Below are 21,768 nucleotides of genomic sequence, written 5' to 3'. Positions count from 1 at the left end.
GAATGAACGATCATGCGCATGTAGAGAGGCGATATGAGAAGATCGAGCGCAAGCTCTCTGTCGAGCGCCGGCTGCAGCTCCTTGCGGGCAATGGCGCGATCGAGCATTCGACTTCCAAACGCCCGACGTGCGGCCGCCAGACTGTTCAGCGTCACCGCAATTTCGGGCGTTCTCATGCGCTCGGCAACGACGTCTGGAATGATCTTGCGGGCCAGCGGATGACGAAACGCCGCCCGTGTTGTCCGAAGATAGGCATTGATATCGGCACCGAGCGAGCCGTGATCGTCAAAGTCGGACAGAGTGAGGCCGACGCGTTGTATCGCTTCGCACACGAACTCGAGTTTTGAGGGCCACCGCCGATAGATGGCCGCCTTGCCGGCGCCCGCGCGCGCCGCCACGCGCTCCAGGCTCACCGCCCCATAGCCGCACTGTGCCCACTCCTCGAACAACGCCCTGAACAGCGCCTTGGTCAGTTCGGGCCGGATGACCGCCGCCCCGCTCGGCTTGCGTCTCTTGATTTGGTCGATAGACTTGCGCTCCATCCATTATCTCTTCATTATGGATGGAACGGTAGCGTTTCGACCGGTGCATGAAAAGGGGTTGAAACGACGTTCATCTGGTATTTGCAGATCCGTGTCGAGTGTCCTGATGCGGAACGGTTGTATCGACCGGCCGCTCGGCCGCCGATCGATCCGCGCGGAGCGCAGCCGGCGACGGACTCAGACTGAAGCCTGCAAGACGCATGGGAGACATAGCATGACCGTGCCTGCCTATTCCTCCTTTGTCCAGTGGTTCCGCGAGGGCCCCTTTGCGCCCTATATACGCATGATCAAATCTCCCGGCGGCTTCCTCAATCTGATGGAGACCGCCATGCCTGCGGTCGAAATGTCGGACCCCGCCGTGCCCGAGCTTGTCCTCCATTATGATCTGATCGGCGGCTTCGGCTTGAACGCCGATTTGGGCTCGGGGCGGTTCAGCACCAGGACCCGGGCGGGCGACTTTTTGCTGGCCGCGCCAAACTTCGCCAATTCGATCAGCGTCGACAGCAACCACCGGATTCGCTCCATGGCGTTTCCAATCGCCCACTGGAGCCGGCTCCTGGACGACGGTGCGGGCCAGCCATCCCGTCTCGAGTTCGGCGCCCTCCACCGTGGGACGTTCACCTCCTCAAAAATCCGGTCCGCGCAGCGCCAGCTTTGGCGCCTTTGTGACGAGGAAGGTGCACCCTCGCGCCTGCTGGCCCAGGCCGCGGGCTGCGAGATCCTGGCCGAACTTTGCCAGATGGCCGGAACGCCACTCGCTTCGACGCGCGGCGGCCTGGCCCCCTGGGCGCAGAAACGGTGCATCGAATTCATGCACGCCCGGCTTTCCCAGGACATCAGCCTCGATGACCTTGCAGCGCAAGCGCGACTATCCCCGTTTCATTTCGCGCGCATGTTCAAACAGAGCCTGGGCGTGCCGCCCCGGGTCTATCTGACACGGCTGAGAGTGGACAAGACCTGCGAGCTCCTCGAGACGACCGATCTTCCGGTCACCGAGATCGCCCAGGAGGTGGGATATTCATCCAACCAGGTGCTCGCCCGCGTCTTCATGAAACACCAGCGCATGAGCCCCACCGAGTACCGTCGGGCGGTCCGCGATCCGGTGCGCCAGGCGCCGGGAACGGCAATTGCAGCATCGGAGACGCCACAATGACCGTGTCGGCCCATTCGTCTTTCACCCAGCTGCAAAGCAAAGGCCTGCATGCATCCTACGTACGCACGCTGAAATCCCCAGGCGGAGTCCTTGAAATGCTTGAGGTGGCCCAGCCCGCCGGGGACATGTCGCGCCCGGCCCTTCCCGATATCGTTCTGTATGAGGACATACTTGGCAATGGCCGTGTCAGGTCAGATCTGGGAGGAGGTCGCTTTGATGTGACCAGCAGAAAAGGCCTCCTCAATTTGGCTGCGCCGAACTTTGCCACCTCGGCGGTCATGGAGGAAAGCCATCAGGTTCGCAGCCTGACGTTTCCCTTGGCGCACTGGCAGGGCGTCCTTGACGAGGCCACCGACGGCCGGTTCTCCTTCGACACCTGCTTTAACTATGGCCGGGTGTTCGACTCGTCGCCGATCCGGTCAGCGCTGCGTAACCTGTGGGGGCTCTGCAAAGACGAAGGTGCGCCATCGCGTCTTTGGATGCGGGCTGCAGGCTGCGAGATCCTCGCCGAACTGAGCCGATTGGGCGGGGCACCGTTCGCTCCGGCAAGGGGCGGCCTCGCCCCGTGGGCGGAAAGGCGTTGTCTGGAAATGATGCGGGCGCGGCTTTCCCAGGACATCAGCCTTGACGAGCTGGCCGCCGAGGCACGCCTCTCGCCATTCCATTTTGCGCGCATGTTCAAACAGAGCATCGGCGTTCCGCCCCGGGTCTATCTGACCCAATTGCGGATGGAGAAAACCTGCCAACTGCTCGAGACGACGGATCTCTCGGTCACCGAGATCGCCCAGGAGGTGGGATATTCATCCAACCAGGTGCTTGCCCGCGTTTTCATAAAGCACCAGCGCATGAGCCCAACCGAGTATCGTCGGGCGGTCCGCGACCAGGTGCGTTTCGCCGCGTCCCGGTAACGGGCGGCCGCACCCCATGCGGCGCCAGGGATTGCCGGTCGGGTCAACGCCTCAGGCGCGACAGCCAGTCGCTCAGCAATGCAGCGCCGGCCTGTTCCAGGTCGCTGGCATATCGCTGCGCATCCCGGCGCAACGGGCCCGGGTCGATTCCTGCTGTGGCCAGCTCGCTTGCATGGCCCAGGAGCCAATGCTCGAAGCGCGCGCCCTGGACCTCGGGATGGAACTGAAGACCGAGCACGTTCGGTCCGCGCGAAAAGGCCTGATTGGCGCAGAGCGGCGTCGATGCAAGCACGGTAGCGCCGTCGGGCAGCTCGAACGTGTCGCCATGCCAATGAAGTACGGGCACCTCGCGCAGCACGCCAAGAGGACCGGTCGCTGCCGCGTCCGACAGATCGAGCGCCGACCAGCCGATCTCCTTGGCGGGCCCGCGATAGACACGCGCACCAAGAGCTGCCGCCATCAGCTGCGCGCCCAGACACAGACCCAGCGTCGGCAGGTCGGCCGCCAGCCGCGCCCGCAACAGGTCGATCTCGTCGGTGACGACCGGATAGCCATCGTGGTCGTAAACGCCGATCGGACCACCCAGAACCACGAGGAGATCGGCCGCGAGAGGGTCGAGCCCTGCCGGATCGCGCTCGGCCACATCGATGTATTCGATGTCGTAGCCGGCCGCCCGCAAAGGGTCCGCAAAGCTGCCCAGATCCTCAAAGCCTATATGGCGAATGGCCTGAACTGTCCTCGGTGTCATGACGCGCCTCTCCAGGTGCCGGTGGTCCGAGCCCTTCTTGCGCTCAGGATGTGTTCGAGATCCTTGAGCGCAGCGGCCGCGGTGGCGAGAGGCTCGGTTCCCGATCCGATGGCGATCGTCTCGCCCATCGCGTCGGTGGTGATCCGGATCGCCTTGTTCTTTCCCGACACATGCGCGAGCGGATCGCTCAGCGGATATGTCCGGATACCGACCCCCGCCCGCATCGTGCCGTCCGCGCGCGTAAGCCTTCCGACAAGCTTGGGAACAAGACCCTGCTTTCGCCACGTCTCGATATCGCTCGCCCCAACCGACCCGATGCCCTCGACGACCAGATCGTCCATCGTCAGGTCGGCATCGAGACCGAAATTTGCGATGAGGATGAGTTTGCTGGCGGTGTCCCAACCTTCGATGTCATTGCGCGGGTCGGCTTCGGCAAACCCGCCGGCCCTGGCGCGGGCCAGCGCGTCCTCCAGGCCGAGATTGAGGTTCATCATCGCATCGAGCAGATAGTTGGTGGTGGCGTTCACGATGCCCTCGATTTCAAGAACCGTGCTCCCTTTCAGGCTGTGCTCCAAAAGGTCGATCGTGGGCAGCGCCGCCGCCGCTGCGCCACTGAGTTTGAGCATCGCGCCCGAAGAACGCGCCAGGGCCCGCAATTTGGGCCCGCTGTGGACCAGCGCACCCTTCGAAACAACGATGGTGTCGCGCCCGGCGGCAAGCGAGGAACCAAGATACCCAAGTCCGGGACTACCGGTCCGGAAATCGCTCGGCCCCGCCTCGATGACGATGTCCGCGCCGCTCGCCGCGATGAAATCGGGACCGGTCAGACCGGGCTCCAGCCTGTCCAGGCGCTCCGGCTCGAGCCCGTCCGGATCGGCCAGCCCCGATCGCGATCCGCAGACCGCGACAAGGCGGATTTCGACGCCATGGACCTCGCGATATCGCTGCCGGCGGGCCAGGAGCAAATTGGCCGTCGCCCGACCCACGCCGCCCAGACCGGCGATGGCGACCCCGATGACATTCATGGTTTGCACGCGTTATCTCCCAGCATCGAGCACCGCATGCCAATTCTACCGTGTGCACCGAACGCATTTGCCTTGAAGGCGAAGACTATACCGCAATGCAAGCCTCGCGCTACCGGCGGCAAGCGGGGCAGGCACGGAAGCGGGCTTTCGGCGGTCGCAAAGAACGGCGCGGCCGCCGATCGGGCGCGGCCAGCCCGTCTCAGGCGCGGATAAAGGCCAGCATGTCGGGGTTCACCACCTCGGGATGCGTGGCGAACAGGCCATGCGAAAGCCCCCGATAGGTCTTGAGCGTGCCGTCGTTGACCAGCTTGATGGCCTTGTGCGCTGCGTTCTCGATCGGCACGATCTGGTCATCCTCGCCGTGGATGATCAGCACGGGAATGGTGAGGGCCTTGAGGTCTTCGGTGAAATCGGTTTCCGAAAACACCGCGATGCAGTCATGGTGCGCCTTTGCGCCGCCATTCATGCCCTGGCGCCACCAATTGTCGATCAGGCCCTGGCTGACCGTCGCGCCCTCCCGGTTGAAGCCATAAAAGGGTCCGCTCGGCAGATCGCGATAGAACTGTGCGCGGTTTGTCTTGAGGGCCGAGCGCAGCCCGTTAAAGACATCCATGGGCACGCCGTCGGGGTTCGTGTCGGACTTGACCATCACCGGCGGGATCGCGGCGATCAGGATGATCTTGGCCACCCGGCCGCGTTCGGCCCGCACCGCATAGCGCGTCACTTCCCCGCCCCCGGTCGAATGACCGATATGGATGGCGTCGCGCAGGTCCAGCGCCTTGGCCAGTTCGGCTACGTCTGCCGCGTAGGTATCCATGTCGTTGCCGGTGTCGGTCTGGTCGGACCGGCCATGACCGCGCCTGTCATGGGCGATGACGCGATAGCCTTCGGACAGGAAGAACAGCATTTGATTGTCCCAGTCGTCGGCACTGAGCGGCCAGCCATGATGGAACACGACGGGCTGCGCGTCTTTCGGCCCCCAGTCCTTGTAAAACAGGGTGGTGCCGTCAGATGTTGTGATGGTTGCCATTGGATGTCTCCTTGCAAGCCAGGTTGAGCGGATCTTGAAATCCATGGATGTGCGCAGCCGCAATCGCATCTGGTCGGAACACGCGCCGGCCGTTCACGTCAGAAAATCTAGCGGATCGGCGAACCTGCTGCGGCGCGGAAGCTGCCCTCAAGGTGCCGATCTTGCGGGCTCTGGAGCGTGCCCGGCAAAAGCATGTCCTCGACGCGATCGGGGATGGAGCCGGCTTTGCGGTCGCGATCCAGGGTTCAGTTCCCGCTTGCGCCGATCGTCCCCAAATGGGTGTAGCGAAAACCGGCGAAATATTTCAGCCCATAGCCAAGGCTGCGGTCGAAGGCGGCATGAGCCACAAATACAAGGGCCACCTGCCATAAGATTTCGTGGCCGCTCAGAACGCCGGCGACGGCCAGCACCGAATGCAACGCGTAGCTGTGGACCGTATTGTAGAGTACCGCGCCCACCTTCCTGCCAGCCCCATATCCGAGGAAACTGAGGTCGGGAGCAAAAAACAGCACGGCAAATATCAAGAGGTCTCCGCCAAGCAGGAAGAAAAGTGCGGTACTTGCCGCCAGGATCGCCAGCGCTTCCGCTCGCAACAGCCAGACCATCATGCCCGTCGGATAGCCGTGGTCGCCGTGTTCAGGTCCAGCGTTGTTGCTCATTGGGGATCCATGAAAATGCTTGTCCTTTTCCCACGCTAGCGCGTCGAGCCGCTCCGCGCGGCGCGCAGACTGCTGCAAAGGTGCACGGCTTGCTGTTTGCTCGTGGACAAGGGCCGCCATGGACCTGCGTCCGGATCAAGGCCGCAGGCCGGGGGTGCAGGCACGGCAATCTCGCCGGCATCCCTTTCCATTGCCCCCAAACGACAAAACCCCGCCGGTCGGGCGGGGTCATGGCAAGTCAAATTGGTTGCGGGGGCAGGATTTGAACCTGCGACCTTCAGGTTATGAGCCTGACGAGCTACCGGGCTGCTCCACCCCGCGCCAATGATGTCCGTCGAATGCGGTGCGCCGGGCGAACCGCTTGGACGCCGCCTATATAGGGGTGCAAATTGCGTTTGCATACCCCTTGTGATCGCCAACACGACATTTTTTTGACACGCGCCGAACTGCGTCCGTCTGTCCCCGAGATTGCGCTTTGCATTCACCCCGGTTACACATGGGTCAGAGGCTCTGCCCTTTCGTTTTTTCTGCAGTTTTCAACCACCTGGATTTCCCTCATGCAACAGCGCACGCTCGGTCGCACCGGCATTTCCGTGAGCCGCATCTGCCTTGGTTCGATGACCTGGGGCGAACAGAACACCGAGGCCGAGGGCCACGCGCAGATGGACTATGCGCTCGACAACGGCGTCAATTTCCTCGACACCGCCGAGCTTTATTCCACGCCCGGCCGCGCCGAAACGCAAGGGTCGACCGAAACCATCATCGGCAACTGGTTCGCCGCCAACGGCCGCCGCGCCGATTGGGTGCTGGCCTCCAAGATCGCCGGGCCGGGCAATGCCTGGATCCGCGATGGCCGCCCCATGGACGGCAAACAGGTCGTTCTCGCCCTCGAAGCCAACCTCAAGCGCCTCAAGACCGATTACATCGACCTCTACCAGCTCCACTGGCCCAACAGAGAGCATTACAATTTCTCCAAATCCTGGACCTTTGATCCCTATGGCCAGGACCGTCAGGCCATCCGCGACAACCTGCTCGAAGTCCTCGAAGCGCTGGGCGCCCAGGTCAAGGCCGGAAAAATCCGCGCCATCGGCCTGTCGAACGAAACCAGCTGGGGCACGTCCGAATACATAAAGCTCGCCGAAACCCACGGCCTGCCGCGCATGGCCACCATCCAGAACGAATACAATCTTGTGCGCCGCCATTTCGACCACGACCTGGCCGAGGTCTGTGCCTTTGAAGATGTCGATCTGCTCGCCTATTCCCCGCTTGCGGGCGGCCTGCTCAGCGGCAAATACAATGACGGGCAGATGCCCGCCGGCACGCGCGGCGCCCTGGGCACCATGTGGCGGCTCAACCCGCAATCGGAAACCGCCACAAAGGCCTATATCGAGCTCGCCCAACAGCACGGCCTCGATGTCTGCCAGATGGCGATCGCCTGGTGTCTCACCCGCCCCTTCATGGGCTCGGTCATCATCGGCGCCACCTCCATGGATCAGCTGAAATCCAACATCGCCGCTCACGATCTGGTGCTCTCACCCCAGATCATCGCGGCCATCGCAGACCTTCACCGCCTGTACCCGCGCACCGTCGCCTGACGCACCCCGGGCGGCCGGCCGCTCCCGGCTTGCCGCTTGTGGGTTTTCATGCTATGACCAAATGACGCAATTCGTCATAGCGGCTCACCATGCCCCGCCATTTCACAGCCGCCGACAATGAGCTGATCCGCACCCAGCTTCTCGCGTCCGGTCTTGCTCATTTCACCCAATACGGCCTGCGCGGCATGCGCGTCGAGGATGTGTGCAAGGACGTGGGCGTTGCCAAAGGCACTTTCTATAAATTCTTCGAGCACAAGGAAGCGCTGTTTCTGGCCATCGCCGACCAGCGCGACCAGATGCACAAGGCAGAAATCATTGCCTTTTTCTCCCAATGCGACGGTCCGGTCGCCGACCGGGCGGGGCGGTTCTTCGATCAGCTCGTCGAAAAGCTCATGTCCGATCCCCTGGTGGCCATCATCGCCGTTCCCGACGATTTTGCCGCACTCCTGCGCAAAACGCCCCCAGCGCGCCTGGCCCATGAGGAAGAAAAGGACCTGCGCTTTATCGAAACGTTCTGCGCCGGGCTCAAATCCGAGGGTCTGATCGGGGACGTCGACCCGCACGATATCGCCGCCATCCTCACCCTTCTGGTTAGCCTGGTACTGCAAAAGTCCCTGTTCAGCGCCGGCCAGTTCGCGGCAAGCTGCGCAACCCTTCGCGAAATCTTCGTGCAAAAACTCACCGCCAGCGCGCCATGATTTCGGTCTCGGGCCTGACCTTTACCTATAAGGGCGCCTCGGCCCCGGCCCTGAACGGGGTCTCGTTTGAAGTTCCCCCCGCCTCGGTCTATGGCCTTTTGGGCCCTTCGGGCGCCGGCAAATCCACCACCCAGAAAATCCTGATGGGATTGCTGCGTGGTTATGGCGGCACCGCCAACGTGTTCGGCGAAGCGCCCGCCCGCTCCGGCCGCACCTTTTACGAACGCATAGGCGTGAGCTTTGAATTGCCCGCGCTCTATGGTCGGCTCACCGCGCGCGAAAACCTTGCCCTTTTCGCAGCCCTCTATGCCGATGCCCCGCTCGCGCCCGAGGCGGTGCTCGATATGGTCGATCTGCGCGATGCCGCCGACCAGCGCGTCGAGGGCTTTTCCAAGGGCATGAAGATGCGGCTCAATCTCGCCCGCGCCCTGCTCAACGACCCTCAATTGCTGTTTCTGGACGAGCCGACCACCGGGCAGGACCCGGCCCGCGCCCGCGTCACCCGCCAGCTGATTTCGGACCTGCGCGCCCGCGGCAAGACGGTGTTTCTCACCACCCACAATATGAGCGAGGCCGCACAGATCTGCGATTGCGTGGGCTTTCTGGTCGATGGAGCCATAGCGCTCGAAGGCACCCCCGCCGATCTCATGGTGCGCTTTGGAAAGCCCGAACTGGTGGCCACCGCCCGCCGCGACGGCACCCTGGTCACCGAGACCTTTGCCATGGACGGGCTGGCAACCGATTCCGCCTTCCAGGCCCTCTTGCAGTCCGGCGACATCGTTTCGCTGCACACGCGCGAAGCCAGCCTCGACGATATTTTCGTCGCCGTCGCCGGTGGCAGACAATGAACGGGATCCCCACCCTTGTGGCCCATGATTTGCGGCTGCAATACCGCTACGGCATTCACGCCGCCTACGGCACGGTCATCGCGCTCTATGGCGCGTTTCTCGTTTTCGCCGGTCCTCATTTGCCCGACTGGGCGGTAGCGCTCGTGATCTTTTCCGATCCTTCGGCTCTGGGCTTTTTCTTTCTCGGCGGCCTCATGCTGCTCGAAAAGGGCGAGGGGGTTCGTGCCGCGCTGTCGATCTCCCCGGTTTCGGCCCACACCTATCTGCTGGCCAAAACCATAACGCTCACCGCTCTGGCGCTTGCTGCCGTCATCGTTCTGGCGGTGGCAAAATCGGGAGCCGTGAACTGGCCGCAGCTTCTGGTTGCCGTCGTCCTCACCTCACTGTTTTACATCGGCATCGGGGTGCCCATTGCCCTGCGATTCAAAACCGTCAACGCCTACCTTTTGGGCTCGGCACTGCTTTTGGGCCCGGTGCTCGTTCCTGCGGGGCTGGCGCTTGTCGATCCCCTGCCCACGCCCCTGCTCGCCTTCCCTCCGGTGGCCCAGTTCCGGCTGACCCTGACCGCCCTTGGTTATGGCAGTGCCACCCGCCTTGACCTTGTCGCCATGTACGCCTCGCCCCTGCTCGCAGCCACCGCCGCCCTTTTTTACGCCCACCGGGTGCTTCAATCCGAGCTGGGCCGCAAATGAACCTCTTCCCTGCCACCATCGCCGGTCTGCTGCGCGCCGACGCGCTCAACGTCTCGCGTGATCCCATGCTCATGATCGGCATCGTCATGAGCCTGCTCCCCGTCCCCCTGATCGTGATTTTCGGTCCGCTGGCCGAGACGGCGGCGCACGAAACCTTCGGCATAACGGGCGTGGCCCGCATGCTTGGCGCCCTGGCCGTTCTCATGCCCGGTGCCATGCTCGGCTGGGTCACCGGCTTCATGCTGCTTGAAGATCGCGACGAGGCGGTTCTGATGGCGCTCGAAACCACCCCTGTCGGTCGCAACGGCTTCATCGCCTACCGCCTTGTCGTAACGATCGTCCTCACGCTGATCGTGTCCGCCGGCATCGGGTTTTTCGTGTTGCCCGACCTGCCTTGGACGACGGCTTTCTTGATGGCGATAATAACCGCCGGCCACGCCGTTCTCACCGCCCTTTTCCTTCTCGCCTTTTCCGCCAACAGGGTCGAAGGGCTCGCCCTGACCAAGCTGATCAATCTGGCCCTGCTCGCCCCCCTGGCTGCGCTGATAGCCCCACCCTGGCGGTACCTCGCCGCCATCGTGCCCGCCTTCTGGATCGGGGAAATGGCCGGGCTATCCCCTGCCACCCTCTCACCGCTGCCCGCAACGCTCCTTGCCCTTGCCACCGCCGCGCTGTTCGTCATCCTCCTGCTGGCTCGCCTGCGCCACCGCACCGACTGACCAAAATCCCCCTGCGCTGCCCCGGCGAAAGCCGGGGTCCATGTGCCTTGCCACCGGCACCGGAGCACCGGCAAGGCTGTTGGGTCCCGGATCGCGTCCGGGACAGCGATGGTGGTTGGGCTCGGTCTTCACCCCACTGTCATATGAGGCTTGCCCCCTCTCGGCTCCATCCCCGCCGCAAACCCCAGCCCCATCGTCATCCTCGGGCTTGACCCGGGGATCCGCTGCCTCACAACTGGCACCGCGGAAATGGTTGCCCACGGACCTCGCGGTCACGCCGCCCCCCTGCCGAGGACAAGTTCACACCGCACCGGAATTTGCACCATCCCCTCCAGGAGCGATGTCACCGGGTCGTACCGTGATGCACCTTGCGATGATTTGCTGTCGCCACAGCGCGACACAGACGCTATCGTCAGCCCAAAAGACAACGGGAGTGATGATTTGGTGCAGATAAACGGCTTTGCGCTTTTCGCGTCCATGCTTCCGCTTCTGGCGCTCTATTTCTACGGTTTTGCGTCGCGCCTGCTGGACCAAAGCCGCCCGTCGCTGTCGGCGTTGATGAACGAGCAGCGCTTCAACTGGGTCACCCAGGCCGCCCGCCGCGATTCCCCGCTCGATGCCATCCTGTCGGGCAACATCATGAGTTCGGTCTCGTTTTTTGCCTCGACCACCGCGCTCCTGATCCTGGCGCTCTTTACCGTCATCGGCCAGTTGCAGGACTTTCTGCCCGCGCTGTCATCGATAACCTTGGGCCCGGCCTATACCGAGCTGGACCTGCAGATGCACAATGTGGTCTTGCTGTTCCTGTTCGTTTACGCGTTTCTCGCCTTCACCCTGTCGCTGCGCCAGTTCAACCATTTCTGCATCCTGATCGGCGCGTTCGATCACACAAAGCCCGCTCCGGCCGAGGAAATCAGGACCGTCGCCCGCATCAACGCCATGGCCGCCCAGCGTTTCAATTCCGGCATCCGGTCCTATTATTTCGCCATTCCGATGGTCGCCTGGTTCGTTTCGAGCTGGCTCGCCATCATCGTCACCATCGGCACAGTCGGGCTGCTGCTCCACCGCGAATATTTTTCCAACGCCCGCTGGCTGGTCGCCCGCATAACACCGCACTAGGGTCCCCACCACATCTGCTGATAACGAACTGACAGGACAATCCCATGAAGGCACTGACCATTGCCGTTTTTATGCTCGTCGCCCTGCCCGCCACCGCTCAGGACACGACCACTTTCACCACTGCGGATGCCGACCTGATGACGGCATGTCTGGCGGACCTTTCCGATCCTTCGAGCAAACAGACCGACTGCATCGGCGCCGTATCGAATGTGTGCATGGACACCGAGGAGGGCGGCTATTCGACCATCGGCATGGTCCAATGCACGGCACGCGAAACCGATTGGTGGGACAGCCGGCTCAACACCAGCTACACCAAGCTCGGGGAAACCCTCGACGCAGACCTGTTCACCACGCTTCAACAGGCTCAACGCACATGGATCGCCTATCGTGACCAGACCTGCGGATTTGAGTATGATTTCTGGGGCAACGGCTCCATGCGCTCCATTGCGCACGCAAGCTGCATGCTCGATGAAACCGCCCGGCGCGCCGAGACGCTTTGGCGCTATCTCAACCCTGAAGGTTAAGGCACAGGAACGCCCATCTGGAGGCCCTTATGAACAATGACGCCGACCATCCCTGGTTTCGCCCCATGTGGCGCCGCGTGCTCATGGTCGCCATCCCGGCCACCATTGCCGCGGTCGACATCTATCACGGCAATTTCGGCTGGGCGCTGATGTTTGGCGGGCTGGGCGCATACGCGGTCTATATTTTCTTCATCGCCTGGAACAAGGACCGCCCCAAGGCACCCGACGACACGCAGGAGTGAACGGTATTTTTCACCCCTGCGACCAAAGCTGACGTTGACAATCACCTTTAAGGCCGTATGTATGGGGGGTCAAACCTGAGTGTTCACCTCACAATACGTTCGCCATGCTTGTTTGCCAGTGCAATCTGATATCGACAACCGACATCGAAAACATCGTCGTCGACATTCTCGACGAGGACCCCTGGCAGCTCGTGGTGCCCGCTCACATCTATCGCGAGTTGGGCAAGCGCGGACAATGTTGCGGCTGCGTGCCGAACATTGTGGACATTATCGGGAAGGTCACCGAAACTTATCACCTCAAACTGGCCGGGAACGCCGCCAATCTGGTAGACGTCAGGTCGAAAATGAAAACTCTGCGCAAATCCACGCGCCAAGGAGGTGAAAGTGAAAGGCGACGCAAAGATCATCGAGCGGCTTAACGAAGCGCTCTTTCTCGAACTGGGGGCCATCAACCAGTATTGGGTTCACTACCGTCTGCTCAGCGACTGGGGCTTCAAGCGCTTGGCCGAAAAGGAGCGGGCCGAATCCATCGAGGAGATGCACCACGCCGACAAGCTTATCGACCGCATCATCTTCCTTGAGGGTCATCCCAACCTCCAGCGCGTCGCGCCCTTGCGCATCGGCCAGAACATCAAGGAAGTGCTCGAGGCCGATCTGGCCGGCGAACTTGACGCCATCGCCTCCTATCGCGAAAGCCGCAAGCTGTGTAACGACCTCGGCGACTACGTCACCCAGCGCCTGTTCGAAGACCTGCTGACCGACGAGGAAGGCCATACCGACTTTTTGGAAACCGAGCTCGATCTGCTCGACAAGATCGGCGTGGAAAAATACGGCCAGCTCAACGCCAAGCCAGCCAACGAAGCCGAATAGGCGACAAATCGATTGGCATTTTTATGCCCCCGCATCGCTTCCGATGCGGGGGCTTTTTCATGCACCGTCATTAAGGTGTCAATGTTTCGCAATCTTGTGGCTCCGAACGCTCAAGTCCATAGCTTTTGCGCCCATTGTTGACCCCACGATGCATGCATGGAAAGATTTCGGTGCCTGAGACGTCCATTGCCCACAATTTCGCTTTTCAGGGATCGCGCTTGCCTGTAATGCGGAAATCGACCTTTTTATGCCTAGCGGTCGGGTCCGCGCGCGGGGTTTGATCCTCGTATCCGATTGGTGAAGCGGCGAAGGGAGTGCCGTGTGGTTGACGCCGCCAAGAGCCAACTCCGGAGCAGTCGCACGACATTGTCACCATCTCTTTTTCTTTTCGAAAGGGACCTCCGTCACCATGCACAAGCCATTGATTTTCCTTAGCCTTACCGCTTCCCTGCTGGCCACCGCCGCCATTGCGCAGGACCAGACGGTCAACATCTACAACTGGTCCGACTACATCGCCGAGGACACCCTCGAAAAGTTCACCGCCGAGACCTCCATCGCCACCAACTACGACGTCTTCGACTCCAACGAAATCGTCGAAGCCCGGCTTCTGGCTGGCTCATCGGGCTACGATGTCGTTGTTCCCTCAGGCTTTTTCCTCGAGCGCCAGATCCCCATCGGCCTGTTCCAGCCGCTCGACAAGTCCATGATCCCCAACATCGAAAACCTCGACCCCGCCATCATGGAAATCGTCGAGGCCCACGATCCCGGCAGCCAGTATTCGGTCCCCTACATGTGGGGCACCACCGGCATCGGCTACAACATCGGCGCCATCACCGAGCGTCTGGGCGAAGACGGCCCGCTTCAAAGCTGGGACCTGCTCTTTGACCCCGAAATCGCCGCCCAGCTGGCCGATTGCGGCATCTCGGTCCTCGACGCACCGGTCGAAATGGTCGCTGCCGCACTCAACTATCTCGGCCTCGATCCCAACTCCGAAGACCCCCAAGACCTTGAAGCGGCCGAGCAGCTGATCGGCTCGATCCGCCCCCATATCCGCTCCTTCCACTCCTCCCAGTACATCTCCGATCTCGCCAATGGCGAAATCTGTCTGGCAGTGGGCTATTCCGGTGACATCTTCATCGCCGCAGATCGCGCCGCAGAGGCCGACCAAGGCGTTGAAATCGCTTACGTCATTCCCGAAGAAGGCGCCTCGATCTGGTTCGACATGATGGCCATTCCCGCCGATGCGCCGAACCCTGAAGCGGCTCACGCCTTCATAAACTTCATCCTCGAGCCACAGATCGCCGCCGACATCACCAACTACGTCTGGTACGCCAATCCCAACGCAGCGGCCGATGAACTCGTCGATCCGGAAGTCCTCAATGACCCGGCGATCTATCCGACCGAAGAGGTGATGGCCAATCTCTTCCCGCTCAAGGCCCGCTCGCCCTCATATGATCGGCTTCTGACCCGCGCCTGGACCCGCATCAAGACCGGCGTCTGAGCGACGATATCTTGCATGGCAGGGCGCATTATGGTGCCCTGCCAATTCTTCTTGTTCGGGGATGGGGAAATCCTCTTTTGAAAAAGCCTCAAATCGCCGCTGATGCGCGCCCCTGGCGCGATGCGGGCGCCAAGCCGTTTGTGCGCATCCGCAACGTCACCAAGACCTTCGGCGACGTCTATGCCGTCGACGACGTCTCCCTCGACATCTACAAGGGCGAGCTGTTCTGCCTGCTCGGCGGATCGGGATCGGGAAAATCGACGCTTCTGCGCATGCTGGCCGGCTTTGAATCGATCACCACGGGCACCATTGAGATCGATGGTCAGGACATGGCCAACGTGCCCCCCTATCACCGCCCCATCAACATGATGTTCCAGTCCTATGCGCTCTTTCCGCATATGAGCGTCGAAAACAACATAGCCTACGGCCTCAAGCGCCAGGGCATGGGACGCTCCGACATCTCCGACCGCGTGGCCGAGCTCTTGAAGCTCACCCGGCTCGAGCCTTTCGCCAAACGCAAGCCCCACCAGCTCTCGGGCGGCCAGCGTCAGCGCGTCGCCTTGGCCCGCTCGCTGGCCAAGCGCCCCAAACTGCTCCTGCTCGATGAACCCCTCGGCGCGCTCGACAAGAAGCTGCGCGAGGAGACCCAGTATGAACTGGTCAAGATCCAGGAAAGCCTCGGCGTGACGTTTATTGTGGTCACCCACGACCAGGAAGAGGCCATGACGCTCTCGACCCGCATCGGTGTCATGAACGATGGCAAGATCGCCCAGATCGGCGAACCTCAGGAAATCTATGAGTTTCCCAACACCCGCTTCGTCGCGGGGTTTGTGGGCTCGGTCAATATGTTCGAAGGCGTGGTCACCGAAGATGAGGACGACCATATCCGAATCGATTCCTCGGCCGAGGCCGGCTGCGATATTTATGTGTCGCACGGCGTCGATTGCGCTCCCGAGCAGACCCTGTGGTACGCCATCCGCCCTGAAAAGATGGTGCTCTCGCGTGAACGCCCCGAAGGCGGTGCAAACATCACCCACGGGCTGGTCGAAGACGTTGCCTATCTCGGCGATATGAGCGTTTTCCGCATCGTTCTCGACAGTGGCAAGCGCATCCACGTCTCTCAGACCAATTCTTCCCGCTACGCCCCCGAATCCATCAGCTGGGACGAAAAGGTGTTCGTCTCCTGGGAGGCTGATGCCGGCGCGGTGCTGACTTCGTGAGCATGGGGGAAATGCAGCCCCGGCGCAGGGCGTGGACCTTCATTGCCAACGGCCTGTACCGGCTGGGCATTTCCGGACGCTCCGCAGTGATTCTCGCGCCGACGCTGTGGCTGGCGGTATTCTTCCTCATCCCGCTCCTGGTGGTCTTCAAGATCGCGCTCAGCGCTTTTGCACTGGGCCAGCCGCCCTATCTGCCGATGTTCATCTGGGGCGCCGACGGGTCGCTTTCGATCACCCTGCATTTTTCGAACTTTCTGTTCATTCTCCAGGACGCGCTCTACGCCAACGCCTACATCAACTCGGTGCGCATCGCCGCAATCTCGACAGCCATTTCGCTGGTCCTTGCCTATCCCATGGCATGGTTCATTGCGCGCTCCGACGACAAATACCGCAACCTGCTGCTCATGCTGGTCATCCTGCCCTTCTGGACCTCGTTCCTCTTGCGGGTCTATGCGTGGATGGGATTTCTGGGCCGCAACGGCATCATCAACAACGCGCTGGTCGGGCTCGGCATCATCGATGAACCGATCACCATGCTCCAGACCGAAGGCGCTGTCTTTGTGGGCATCGTCTATACCTACCTGCCCTTCATGATCCTCCCGATCTATACGGCTCTGGTCAAACTCGATCAGAGCCTGATCGAAGCCTCGGCCGATCTGGGCGCGCGGCCCTTTATGACGTTTTTGACGGTCACGCTTCCACTTTCCATGCCCGGCGTGATTGCCGGTTCCATGCTGGTCTTTATTCCTGCCATCGGCGAATTCGTCATTCCCTCGCTCCTGGGCGGCGCCGATACGCTGATGATCGGCCGTGTGCTTTGGGACGAGTTTTTCGCCAATCGCGACTGGCCCGTGGCCTCGGCCGTCGCCATCGTCATGCTGGTCATCCTCGTGGTCCCGATCATGCTCTTGAGCCGTGCTCAAAATGCCGTGGTGGAGAAGGACGCATGAAGCGCGGATATTTCACCACGATTATGGCGGTTATCGGCTTTGTGTTCCTCTACGCGCCCATCGTTTCGCTGGTTGTCTTCTCGTTCAACGAAAGCCGGCTGGTGACGGTATGGACGGGATTTTCCCTGCGCTGGTACGCCTCGCTGTTTGGCGATTCCCAGGTTGTCGCGGCCGGGCTCTTGAGCCTGCAGATCGCTGCCGTCAGCGCCACCATCGCCACGGTTCTCGGCACGCTGGCCGGCATCGCCCTCACCCGGCTCGGCAAGTTCCGCGGCAAAACGGCGCTCACCGGCATGGTCTCAGCGCCCCTTGTCATGCCTGAAGTCATAACCGGGCTTTCGGCCCTGCTGTTGTTCGTTTCCATGGAAGCCCTGATTGGCTGGCCGGGCGGAAGGGGCTTTACGACAATCACCATTGCCCACTCAACATTCTGCATGGCCTATGTCACCGTGGTCGTGCGCTCACGCCTCGTGGACATGGACCGCTCGCTCGACGAAGCGGCAATGGATCTGGGCGCCACACCCTTACGGGTTTTCTTTGACATCACCCTGCCCATCATCGCGCCCGCGCTGATTTCGGGGTGGCTCCTGGCCTTCACGCTATCGCTCGACGATCTGGTGATCGCCAGTTTCGTTTCAGGGCCCGGGTCATCCACCCTGCCCATGGTGATTTTCTCGAAAATCCGCCTCGGCGTCTCTCCTGACGTCAACGCACTGGCCACCATCATCATTGCAATCGTTGCCATCGGCGTCGTCGCCGCCACCATCATCGGTGCCCGCCGTCAAACCAACACCTGAGCGAAAGACCACCATGTCCGCCACTGCCCGACCGCAGGTTTCGGCCCTCTCATCCTCGCGTATCCGCGATATCGCCAACGCCGGCATGGGCCGGACCGACATCGCACCCTTCTGGTTCGGTGAAGGTGACGAGGTCACGCCGCCCTTCATCCGCGAGGCGGCACAGAAGGCGCTGGCCGATGGCGAGACCTTCTATGTTCACAATCTTGGCCTTCCAGAACTGCGCGAGGCCGTTGCCGGCTATGAAAGCAGGCTGCAAGCCATACCCTCCAGCCCCGAACAGATCGCCATTACCGGTTCGGGCGTGTCGGCCCTGATGATCGCAAACCAGCTCATCGTCTCGCCCGGGGACAGGGTCGTTGTCATCACTCCCATCTGGCCCAATATCGCCGAAGCCCCACGGCTTCTGGGTGCCGAAATCGTCCGCTTTCCCTTGAGCGTTGCAGATGGAAAATGGTCTCTGGATATCGAGCGCCTGCTCGATACGCTCACCCCCCAAACACGGATGGTGATCATCAATGCGCCCAACAATCCAACCGGGTTCACCCTTGATCGGGAGGCGCAGAAAACCATCCTCGAGCATTGCCGCAAGCACGGGATCTGGGTCCTCACCGACGAGGTTTACGAACGGCTGATATTTGACGGCAGCGACGCAGCGCCGTCTATGCTCCGGCACGCCGAGCCCGACGACCGCATCGTCCGCGTCAATTCCTTTTCCAAGTCCTGGCGCATGACCGGCTGGCGATTGGGCTGGCTGACCTTGCCCCAGGCTATGATGTCCGACGTCCCCAAAGTCATTGAATACAATACCTCCTGTGCCCCATCCTTCATCCAGAGGGGCGGCCTTGCCGCGCTGACCGACCCGAGAGGCGAACAAACGATCGCCGCGCTCAGGTCCGGCCTGGCCGCATCGCGCAGCGCCTTGCTCGATGGCCTTTCGCATATGGGCCGCATCGAAATCCCCGAGGCGGATGGCGCCATGTACGCCTTTTTCCGCATCGACGGCGAACCCGACGACATGGCGACGGCCAAAACCCTCGTCGCCGATTATGGCCTGGGTCTGGCGCCCGGCAGCGCCTTCGGGCCGGAGGGGGAGGGCTGGCTGCGCTGGTGCTTTGCCGCCGGGCCCGACAAGATCGCTGTGGGACTTGAGCGCCTTGAGCGCTTCCTCAAACGCTAGGGAATCGGACCCGAGACAGCGTTGGCGTCGAGAAACGCCAGCACATCATCAAGCACCCGATATCGCCAGCGCAGTGGCATCGCCATTGAGACCAGCGTATCGGCGTGATTGGCGCCCTCATAGATTTGGAGTGACACATCGATACCGGACTCGGTCATCTCTTCGGCCAGTGTCACCGAATTGCGCAGAAAAACCGTCTCGTCCTTGTCCCCGTGCCCCAGAAAAACCGGCGGCAGATCTCGCGACACAAGGTTGACCGGCTGGGTTTGCTCGGGCTGTGGAAAATCGCCGAACGCGTTCTGCGATTGCGACACGTCGAAGGGATAAAAATCGTACGGCCCGGACAGCCCCACTATGGCCCTGACATTTGACAGATCGACCCCGAACTCGGGATCGAGCGCCAGCATCATGACATTATAAGCGCCCGCCGAATGCCCCATGAGAACCATTCGGCCCGGATCGCCACCATAGCTCCCGATCGTGTCGGTGACCCATTGAACGGCCAACCCGTTGTCGGCGACAAAGTCGGGATACACAACGTCGGGCACCAGCCGATAGTCGGCGATGACCGTCACATAGCCACGGGCCGCCAGCGCCCGGCCCACAAAGCTGTACTCTTCCTTGTCGCCGGATTCCCAGCCGCCGCCATAGCTGAAATAGATGACCGGAAGTCCGGTCTCGTCATTGGTGGGCCGATAGATATCGAGCTTTTGCCGCGGGTGAACACCGAACGGTATGTTGCGCTCGATTGTAACACCGCCATCCTTGGGAACCAGCGCGTTGAAGACACCGACGGGCGAAAACGCATTGGCAAATCCGAAAAGCCCCGAAATCGCCCCCATCATCAGTGCTCCCGCCCAGACAAGGGCACGCGTTTTGAAATCCATGCCCTTGTTACGTTTGAACGGGCCACATGGTTTCATTCAGTCTGATCCCCAAGCCGGTTTGACCGCCTTAAGAGTCGAGCGCCCCGAGGCTGGAGAAGAAGTTGACGACATCGTCGAGCACCGGCGCGCGCCAGCGCAGCATCGCCCCCAGAGCGGTAACGATCTCCATATGCCCGATCCCGTCATAATAGCGCTCATCGACCGGCACGTTGTTTTCGCGCAGCTTTGCAGCAAGAGCCGTCGTGTTGTCGGTCTTGACGATCAGATCGAGATTTCCCGCCGCCAGAAACATCGGCGGTGCTGCTGGAGTTACAAGCCGAACCGGCTGAGTGCCCTCAGGGTTGGGCGCATAGCCGAACGCTTCTCGCACCTCGTTGAATTCGAATGGATAGAAATCGTAGGGGCCGGCAAGACCGGCGATGCCGCGCACCTTGAGGGTCGATCTCGCCTCGCGCAGGAAGGTCGGATCGAGCCCCAGCATCACCGCGTTATAGGCTCCCGCCGAATGTCCGGCCAAAAACAGCTTGTCGGGATTACCCCCGAAGGTCGCGATATTGTCTTCCACCCATTTGGCCGCGACCGCAATATCGTAGAGAAAGGCAGGATAGGTGACTTCGGGAACCAGCCGATAATCGGCAATGACCGTAACAAAGCCCCGCGACGCAAACGCGCGACCCACGAAATCATATTCCCAACGCTCTCCCCGGCTCCAGCCGCCGCCATAGATGAACATCACGACCGGTGCGTTGCCCTTGGGGTTCTGCTGCACATACACATCGAGCTTGCCACGCGGTCCGCCGGCATAGGCTATACCATCCCCCATTTTCATCACCCCGCCATCGACCGCCGTAGGCAGGTTGAACGGATCCATGAGAGATACGGCCTGCGCTGCGCTTGGGAACAGGCCTCCGGCGAGCGCAAACGCACCAGCGGTGCCCATAAAATGGCGACGTGAAACTTTCATTGCAGCCGTGATGATTTGAAGAAAACTGTATCGAGTGCCTGTCCTGCCGCACGATCGCGACCAATTTTGGACAGGATAAGGGCAGGTGCGGCCACAGCGCTTAAGGAAGCCTTACCGTCCGACTACCGGTCGCAGCATCTCAAAGACCGATGTGACCTCCACATAGTCGCCACGATAGCCGCACCGGGCGATTGTCCCTGCCTTTTCAATGTCGAACAGGCCATCGGTGAGGTAGTCTGCATCGATATGAACCCGCACCACCTGCCCGATCACAAGTTCGCGCTCCAGACGGTTACCATCCAGATCGACGAGCGCCTTGACCTCGAGCAGCTTGCATTCAAAACTCGCCGGCGCCCCACCAACCCGTGGTGACCCGACCGTCTCTGACGCAAGCTTTTCAAGTCCGGCCTCGTTGAACTCATCGACGCCGGGAGCAAACGACCCCGAACTGATATTCATCGCCTCGGCCTGCCTCCGGGTCGCCAGATTGTAGACGAATTCCCCGGTGGCCTCGATGTTGTTGATCGAATCCTTTCGCCCTTCGCTGCCGAAAATAAGGATGGGCGGCGCCGAACAGAAGATGTTGAAAAAGCTGTAGGGCGCGAGGTTGGGGTGCCCATTCTTGTCGAGCGAGGATACCCAGCCGATCGGCCGTGGAGCGATGATGGCCTTGATCGGATCATGGGGCAGTCCATGTCCCTCGGCGGGGTCGTAGGAATGGTAGCGGGCCATTGTATGTCCTCTGGGCGGTCTCATTCGTAGGCCCGCAATAAGCCGGTTTTCCGCCATTGCCAACCTCACTATCGTACCGCCTCGCGCTGCGGTGGTAAGCGCGAAGCCAGGACCGTTCAGCCGGTGTAGTGCCAGGGCATGAGAGCATCGATGTCGCTGTTGGGC

Annotated in this window: 24 protein-coding genes and 1 tRNA gene; 16 read left to right on the top strand and 9 right to left on the bottom strand. The window is 61.5% G+C overall.

The window, feature by feature from the left end:
* Positions 1-542 (bottom strand): TetR-like C-terminal domain-containing protein (locus tag AACZ55_RS09785; RefSeq protein ID WP_339645666.1); only part of this gene is annotated, 542 nt, incomplete at its 3' end.
* A 214-nt stretch (positions 543-756) separates the two neighbouring features.
* Here AACZ55_RS09785 and AACZ55_RS09780 point away from each other — a divergent pair.
* Positions 757-1,695, top strand: a complete 939-nt coding sequence (locus tag AACZ55_RS09780) for an AraC family transcriptional regulator (RefSeq protein WP_339645664.1) — start codon at positions 757-759, stop codon at positions 1,693-1,695.
* Between the two features lie 95 nt (positions 1,696-1,790).
* Positions 1,791-2,603, top strand: a complete 813-nt coding sequence (locus AACZ55_RS09775; RefSeq protein ID WP_339645662.1) for an AraC family transcriptional regulator — start codon at positions 1,791-1,793, stop codon at positions 2,601-2,603.
* Positions 2,604-2,646: 43 nt separating this feature from the next.
* Here the strand turns inward: AACZ55_RS09775 and AACZ55_RS09770 are convergent, their stop codons facing one another.
* The 5 genes from AACZ55_RS09770 to AACZ55_RS09750 form a co-directional block, all read right to left on the bottom strand.
* On the bottom strand, positions 2,647-3,351 hold the full coding sequence (locus tag AACZ55_RS09770; RefSeq protein WP_339645660.1) for a glutamine amidotransferase: 705 nt from the start codon (positions 3,349-3,351) through the stop codon (positions 2,647-2,649).
* Entirely contained in the window at positions 3,348-4,376 is a 1,029-nt protein-coding gene (locus AACZ55_RS09765) for a homoserine dehydrogenase (RefSeq protein ID WP_339645669.1), read from the bottom strand. Before AACZ55_RS09765 ends, AACZ55_RS09770 begins: the two co-directional genes overlap by 4 nt.
* A gap of 199 nt (positions 4,377-4,575) precedes the next feature.
* Complete coding sequence (locus tag AACZ55_RS09760) at positions 4,576-5,406, bottom strand: alpha/beta hydrolase (RefSeq protein ID WP_339645658.1); 831 nt, start codon at positions 5,404-5,406, stop codon at positions 4,576-4,578.
* Positions 5,407-5,651: 245 nt separating this feature from the next.
* Positions 5,652-6,185 carry a DUF4260 domain-containing protein gene (locus tag AACZ55_RS09755; RefSeq protein ID WP_339645655.1) on the bottom strand — a complete coding sequence of 178 codons (534 nt, stop codon included), beginning with the start codon at positions 6,183-6,185 and terminating at the stop codon, positions 5,652-5,654.
* 124 nt (positions 6,186-6,309) lie between these two features.
* Positions 6,310-6,386: transfer RNA gene (locus AACZ55_RS09750), tRNA-Met, on the bottom strand.
* A gap of 236 nt (positions 6,387-6,622) precedes the next feature.
* Here AACZ55_RS09750 and AACZ55_RS09745 point away from each other — a divergent pair.
* From AACZ55_RS09745 to AACZ55_RS09680, 14 genes are all read left to right on the top strand, one after another.
* On the top strand, positions 6,623-7,660 hold the full coding sequence (locus tag AACZ55_RS09745) for an aldo/keto reductase (RefSeq protein ID WP_339645652.1): 1,038 nt from the start codon (positions 6,623-6,625) through the stop codon (positions 7,658-7,660).
* Positions 7,661-7,749: 89 nt separating this feature from the next.
* The gene (locus tag AACZ55_RS09740; protein WP_339645649.1) at positions 7,750-8,358 is read left to right on the top strand and encodes a TetR/AcrR family transcriptional regulator; all 609 of its coding nucleotides are present in this window, start codon (positions 7,750-7,752) and stop codon (positions 8,356-8,358) included.
* Positions 8,355-9,206: an ABC transporter ATP-binding protein gene (locus AACZ55_RS09735; protein WP_339645646.1), complete on the top strand. Its 852-nt coding sequence runs from the start codon at positions 8,355-8,357 to the stop codon at positions 9,204-9,206. The genes AACZ55_RS09740 and AACZ55_RS09735 overlap by 4 nt, the downstream gene beginning before the upstream one ends.
* Positions 9,203-9,898: a hypothetical protein gene (locus AACZ55_RS09730; protein ID WP_339645643.1), complete on the top strand. Its 696-nt coding sequence runs from the start codon at positions 9,203-9,205 to the stop codon at positions 9,896-9,898. The genes AACZ55_RS09735 and AACZ55_RS09730 overlap by 4 nt, the downstream gene beginning before the upstream one ends.
* The gene (locus AACZ55_RS09725; protein ID WP_339645640.1) at positions 9,895-10,617 is read left to right on the top strand and encodes a hypothetical protein; all 723 of its coding nucleotides are present in this window, start codon (positions 9,895-9,897) and stop codon (positions 10,615-10,617) included. The genes AACZ55_RS09730 and AACZ55_RS09725 overlap by 4 nt, the downstream gene beginning before the upstream one ends.
* 444 nt (positions 10,618-11,061) lie before the next feature.
* A complete protein-coding gene (locus AACZ55_RS09720) occupies positions 11,062-11,736 on the top strand; it encodes a DUF599 domain-containing protein (protein WP_338610620.1) in 675 nt (224 codons plus the stop codon).
* A gap of 44 nt (positions 11,737-11,780) precedes the next feature.
* A complete protein-coding gene (locus tag AACZ55_RS09715; RefSeq protein WP_339645636.1) occupies positions 11,781-12,260 on the top strand; it encodes a lysozyme inhibitor LprI family protein in 480 nt (159 codons plus the stop codon).
* 29 nt (positions 12,261-12,289) lie between these two features.
* A complete protein-coding gene (locus tag AACZ55_RS09710; protein ID WP_338609124.1) occupies positions 12,290-12,502 on the top strand; it encodes a DUF3329 domain-containing protein in 213 nt (70 codons plus the stop codon).
* A gap of 384 nt (positions 12,503-12,886) precedes the next feature.
* On the top strand, positions 12,887-13,372 hold the full coding sequence (bfr, locus tag AACZ55_RS09705; RefSeq protein ID WP_338609123.1) for a bacterioferritin: 486 nt from the start codon (positions 12,887-12,889) through the stop codon (positions 13,370-13,372).
* 409 nt (positions 13,373-13,781) lie between these two features.
* A complete protein-coding gene (locus AACZ55_RS09700; protein ID WP_339645632.1) occupies positions 13,782-14,873 on the top strand; it encodes a polyamine ABC transporter substrate-binding protein in 1,092 nt (363 codons plus the stop codon).
* A gap of 77 nt (positions 14,874-14,950) precedes the next feature.
* Positions 14,951-16,093, top strand: a complete 1,143-nt coding sequence (potA, locus tag AACZ55_RS09695) for a polyamine ABC transporter ATP-binding protein (RefSeq protein ID WP_339645629.1) — start codon at positions 14,951-14,953, stop codon at positions 16,091-16,093.
* On the top strand, positions 16,090-17,043 hold the full coding sequence (locus AACZ55_RS09690; RefSeq protein WP_339645625.1) for an ABC transporter permease subunit: 954 nt from the start codon (positions 16,090-16,092) through the stop codon (positions 17,041-17,043). The genes potA and AACZ55_RS09690 overlap by 4 nt, the downstream gene beginning before the upstream one ends.
* On the top strand, positions 17,040-17,840 hold the full coding sequence (locus tag AACZ55_RS09685) for an ABC transporter permease subunit (RefSeq protein ID WP_338609118.1): 801 nt from the start codon (positions 17,040-17,042) through the stop codon (positions 17,838-17,840). Before AACZ55_RS09690 ends, AACZ55_RS09685 begins: the two co-directional genes overlap by 4 nt.
* Before the next feature lie 13 nt (positions 17,841-17,853).
* Positions 17,854-19,020 carry a pyridoxal phosphate-dependent aminotransferase gene (locus AACZ55_RS09680; protein ID WP_339645622.1) on the top strand — a complete coding sequence of 389 codons (1,167 nt, stop codon included), beginning with the start codon at positions 17,854-17,856 and terminating at the stop codon, positions 19,018-19,020.
* Here AACZ55_RS09680 and AACZ55_RS09675 read toward each other — a convergent pair.
* From AACZ55_RS09675 to AACZ55_RS09665, 3 genes are all read right to left on the bottom strand, one after another.
* The gene (locus AACZ55_RS09675; RefSeq protein WP_339645618.1) at positions 19,017-19,907 is read right to left on the bottom strand and encodes an alpha/beta hydrolase; all 891 of its coding nucleotides are present in this window, start codon (positions 19,905-19,907) and stop codon (positions 19,017-19,019) included. The two genes, AACZ55_RS09680 and AACZ55_RS09675, sit on opposite strands and share 4 nt — an antisense overlap.
* A 67-nt stretch (positions 19,908-19,974) precedes the next feature.
* A complete protein-coding gene (locus AACZ55_RS09670) occupies positions 19,975-20,871 on the bottom strand; it encodes an alpha/beta hydrolase (RefSeq protein ID WP_339645615.1) in 897 nt (298 codons plus the stop codon).
* 111 nt (positions 20,872-20,982) lie between these two features.
* Positions 20,983-21,603 carry a flavin reductase family protein gene (locus AACZ55_RS09665; RefSeq protein ID WP_339645612.1) on the bottom strand — a complete coding sequence of 207 codons (621 nt, stop codon included), beginning with the start codon at positions 21,601-21,603 and terminating at the stop codon, positions 20,983-20,985.
* Positions 21,604-21,768: the final 165 nt, after the last annotated feature.

The sequence above is a fragment of the uncultured Pelagibacterium sp. genome, from assembly GCF_963972885.1.
Taxonomy (GTDB): Bacteria; Pseudomonadota; Alphaproteobacteria; order Rhizobiales; family Devosiaceae; genus Pelagibacterium; species Pelagibacterium nitratireducens.
Note: the sequence above shows the minus strand (reverse complement) of the source record. Positions and strands in the feature narration are given on the sequence as shown.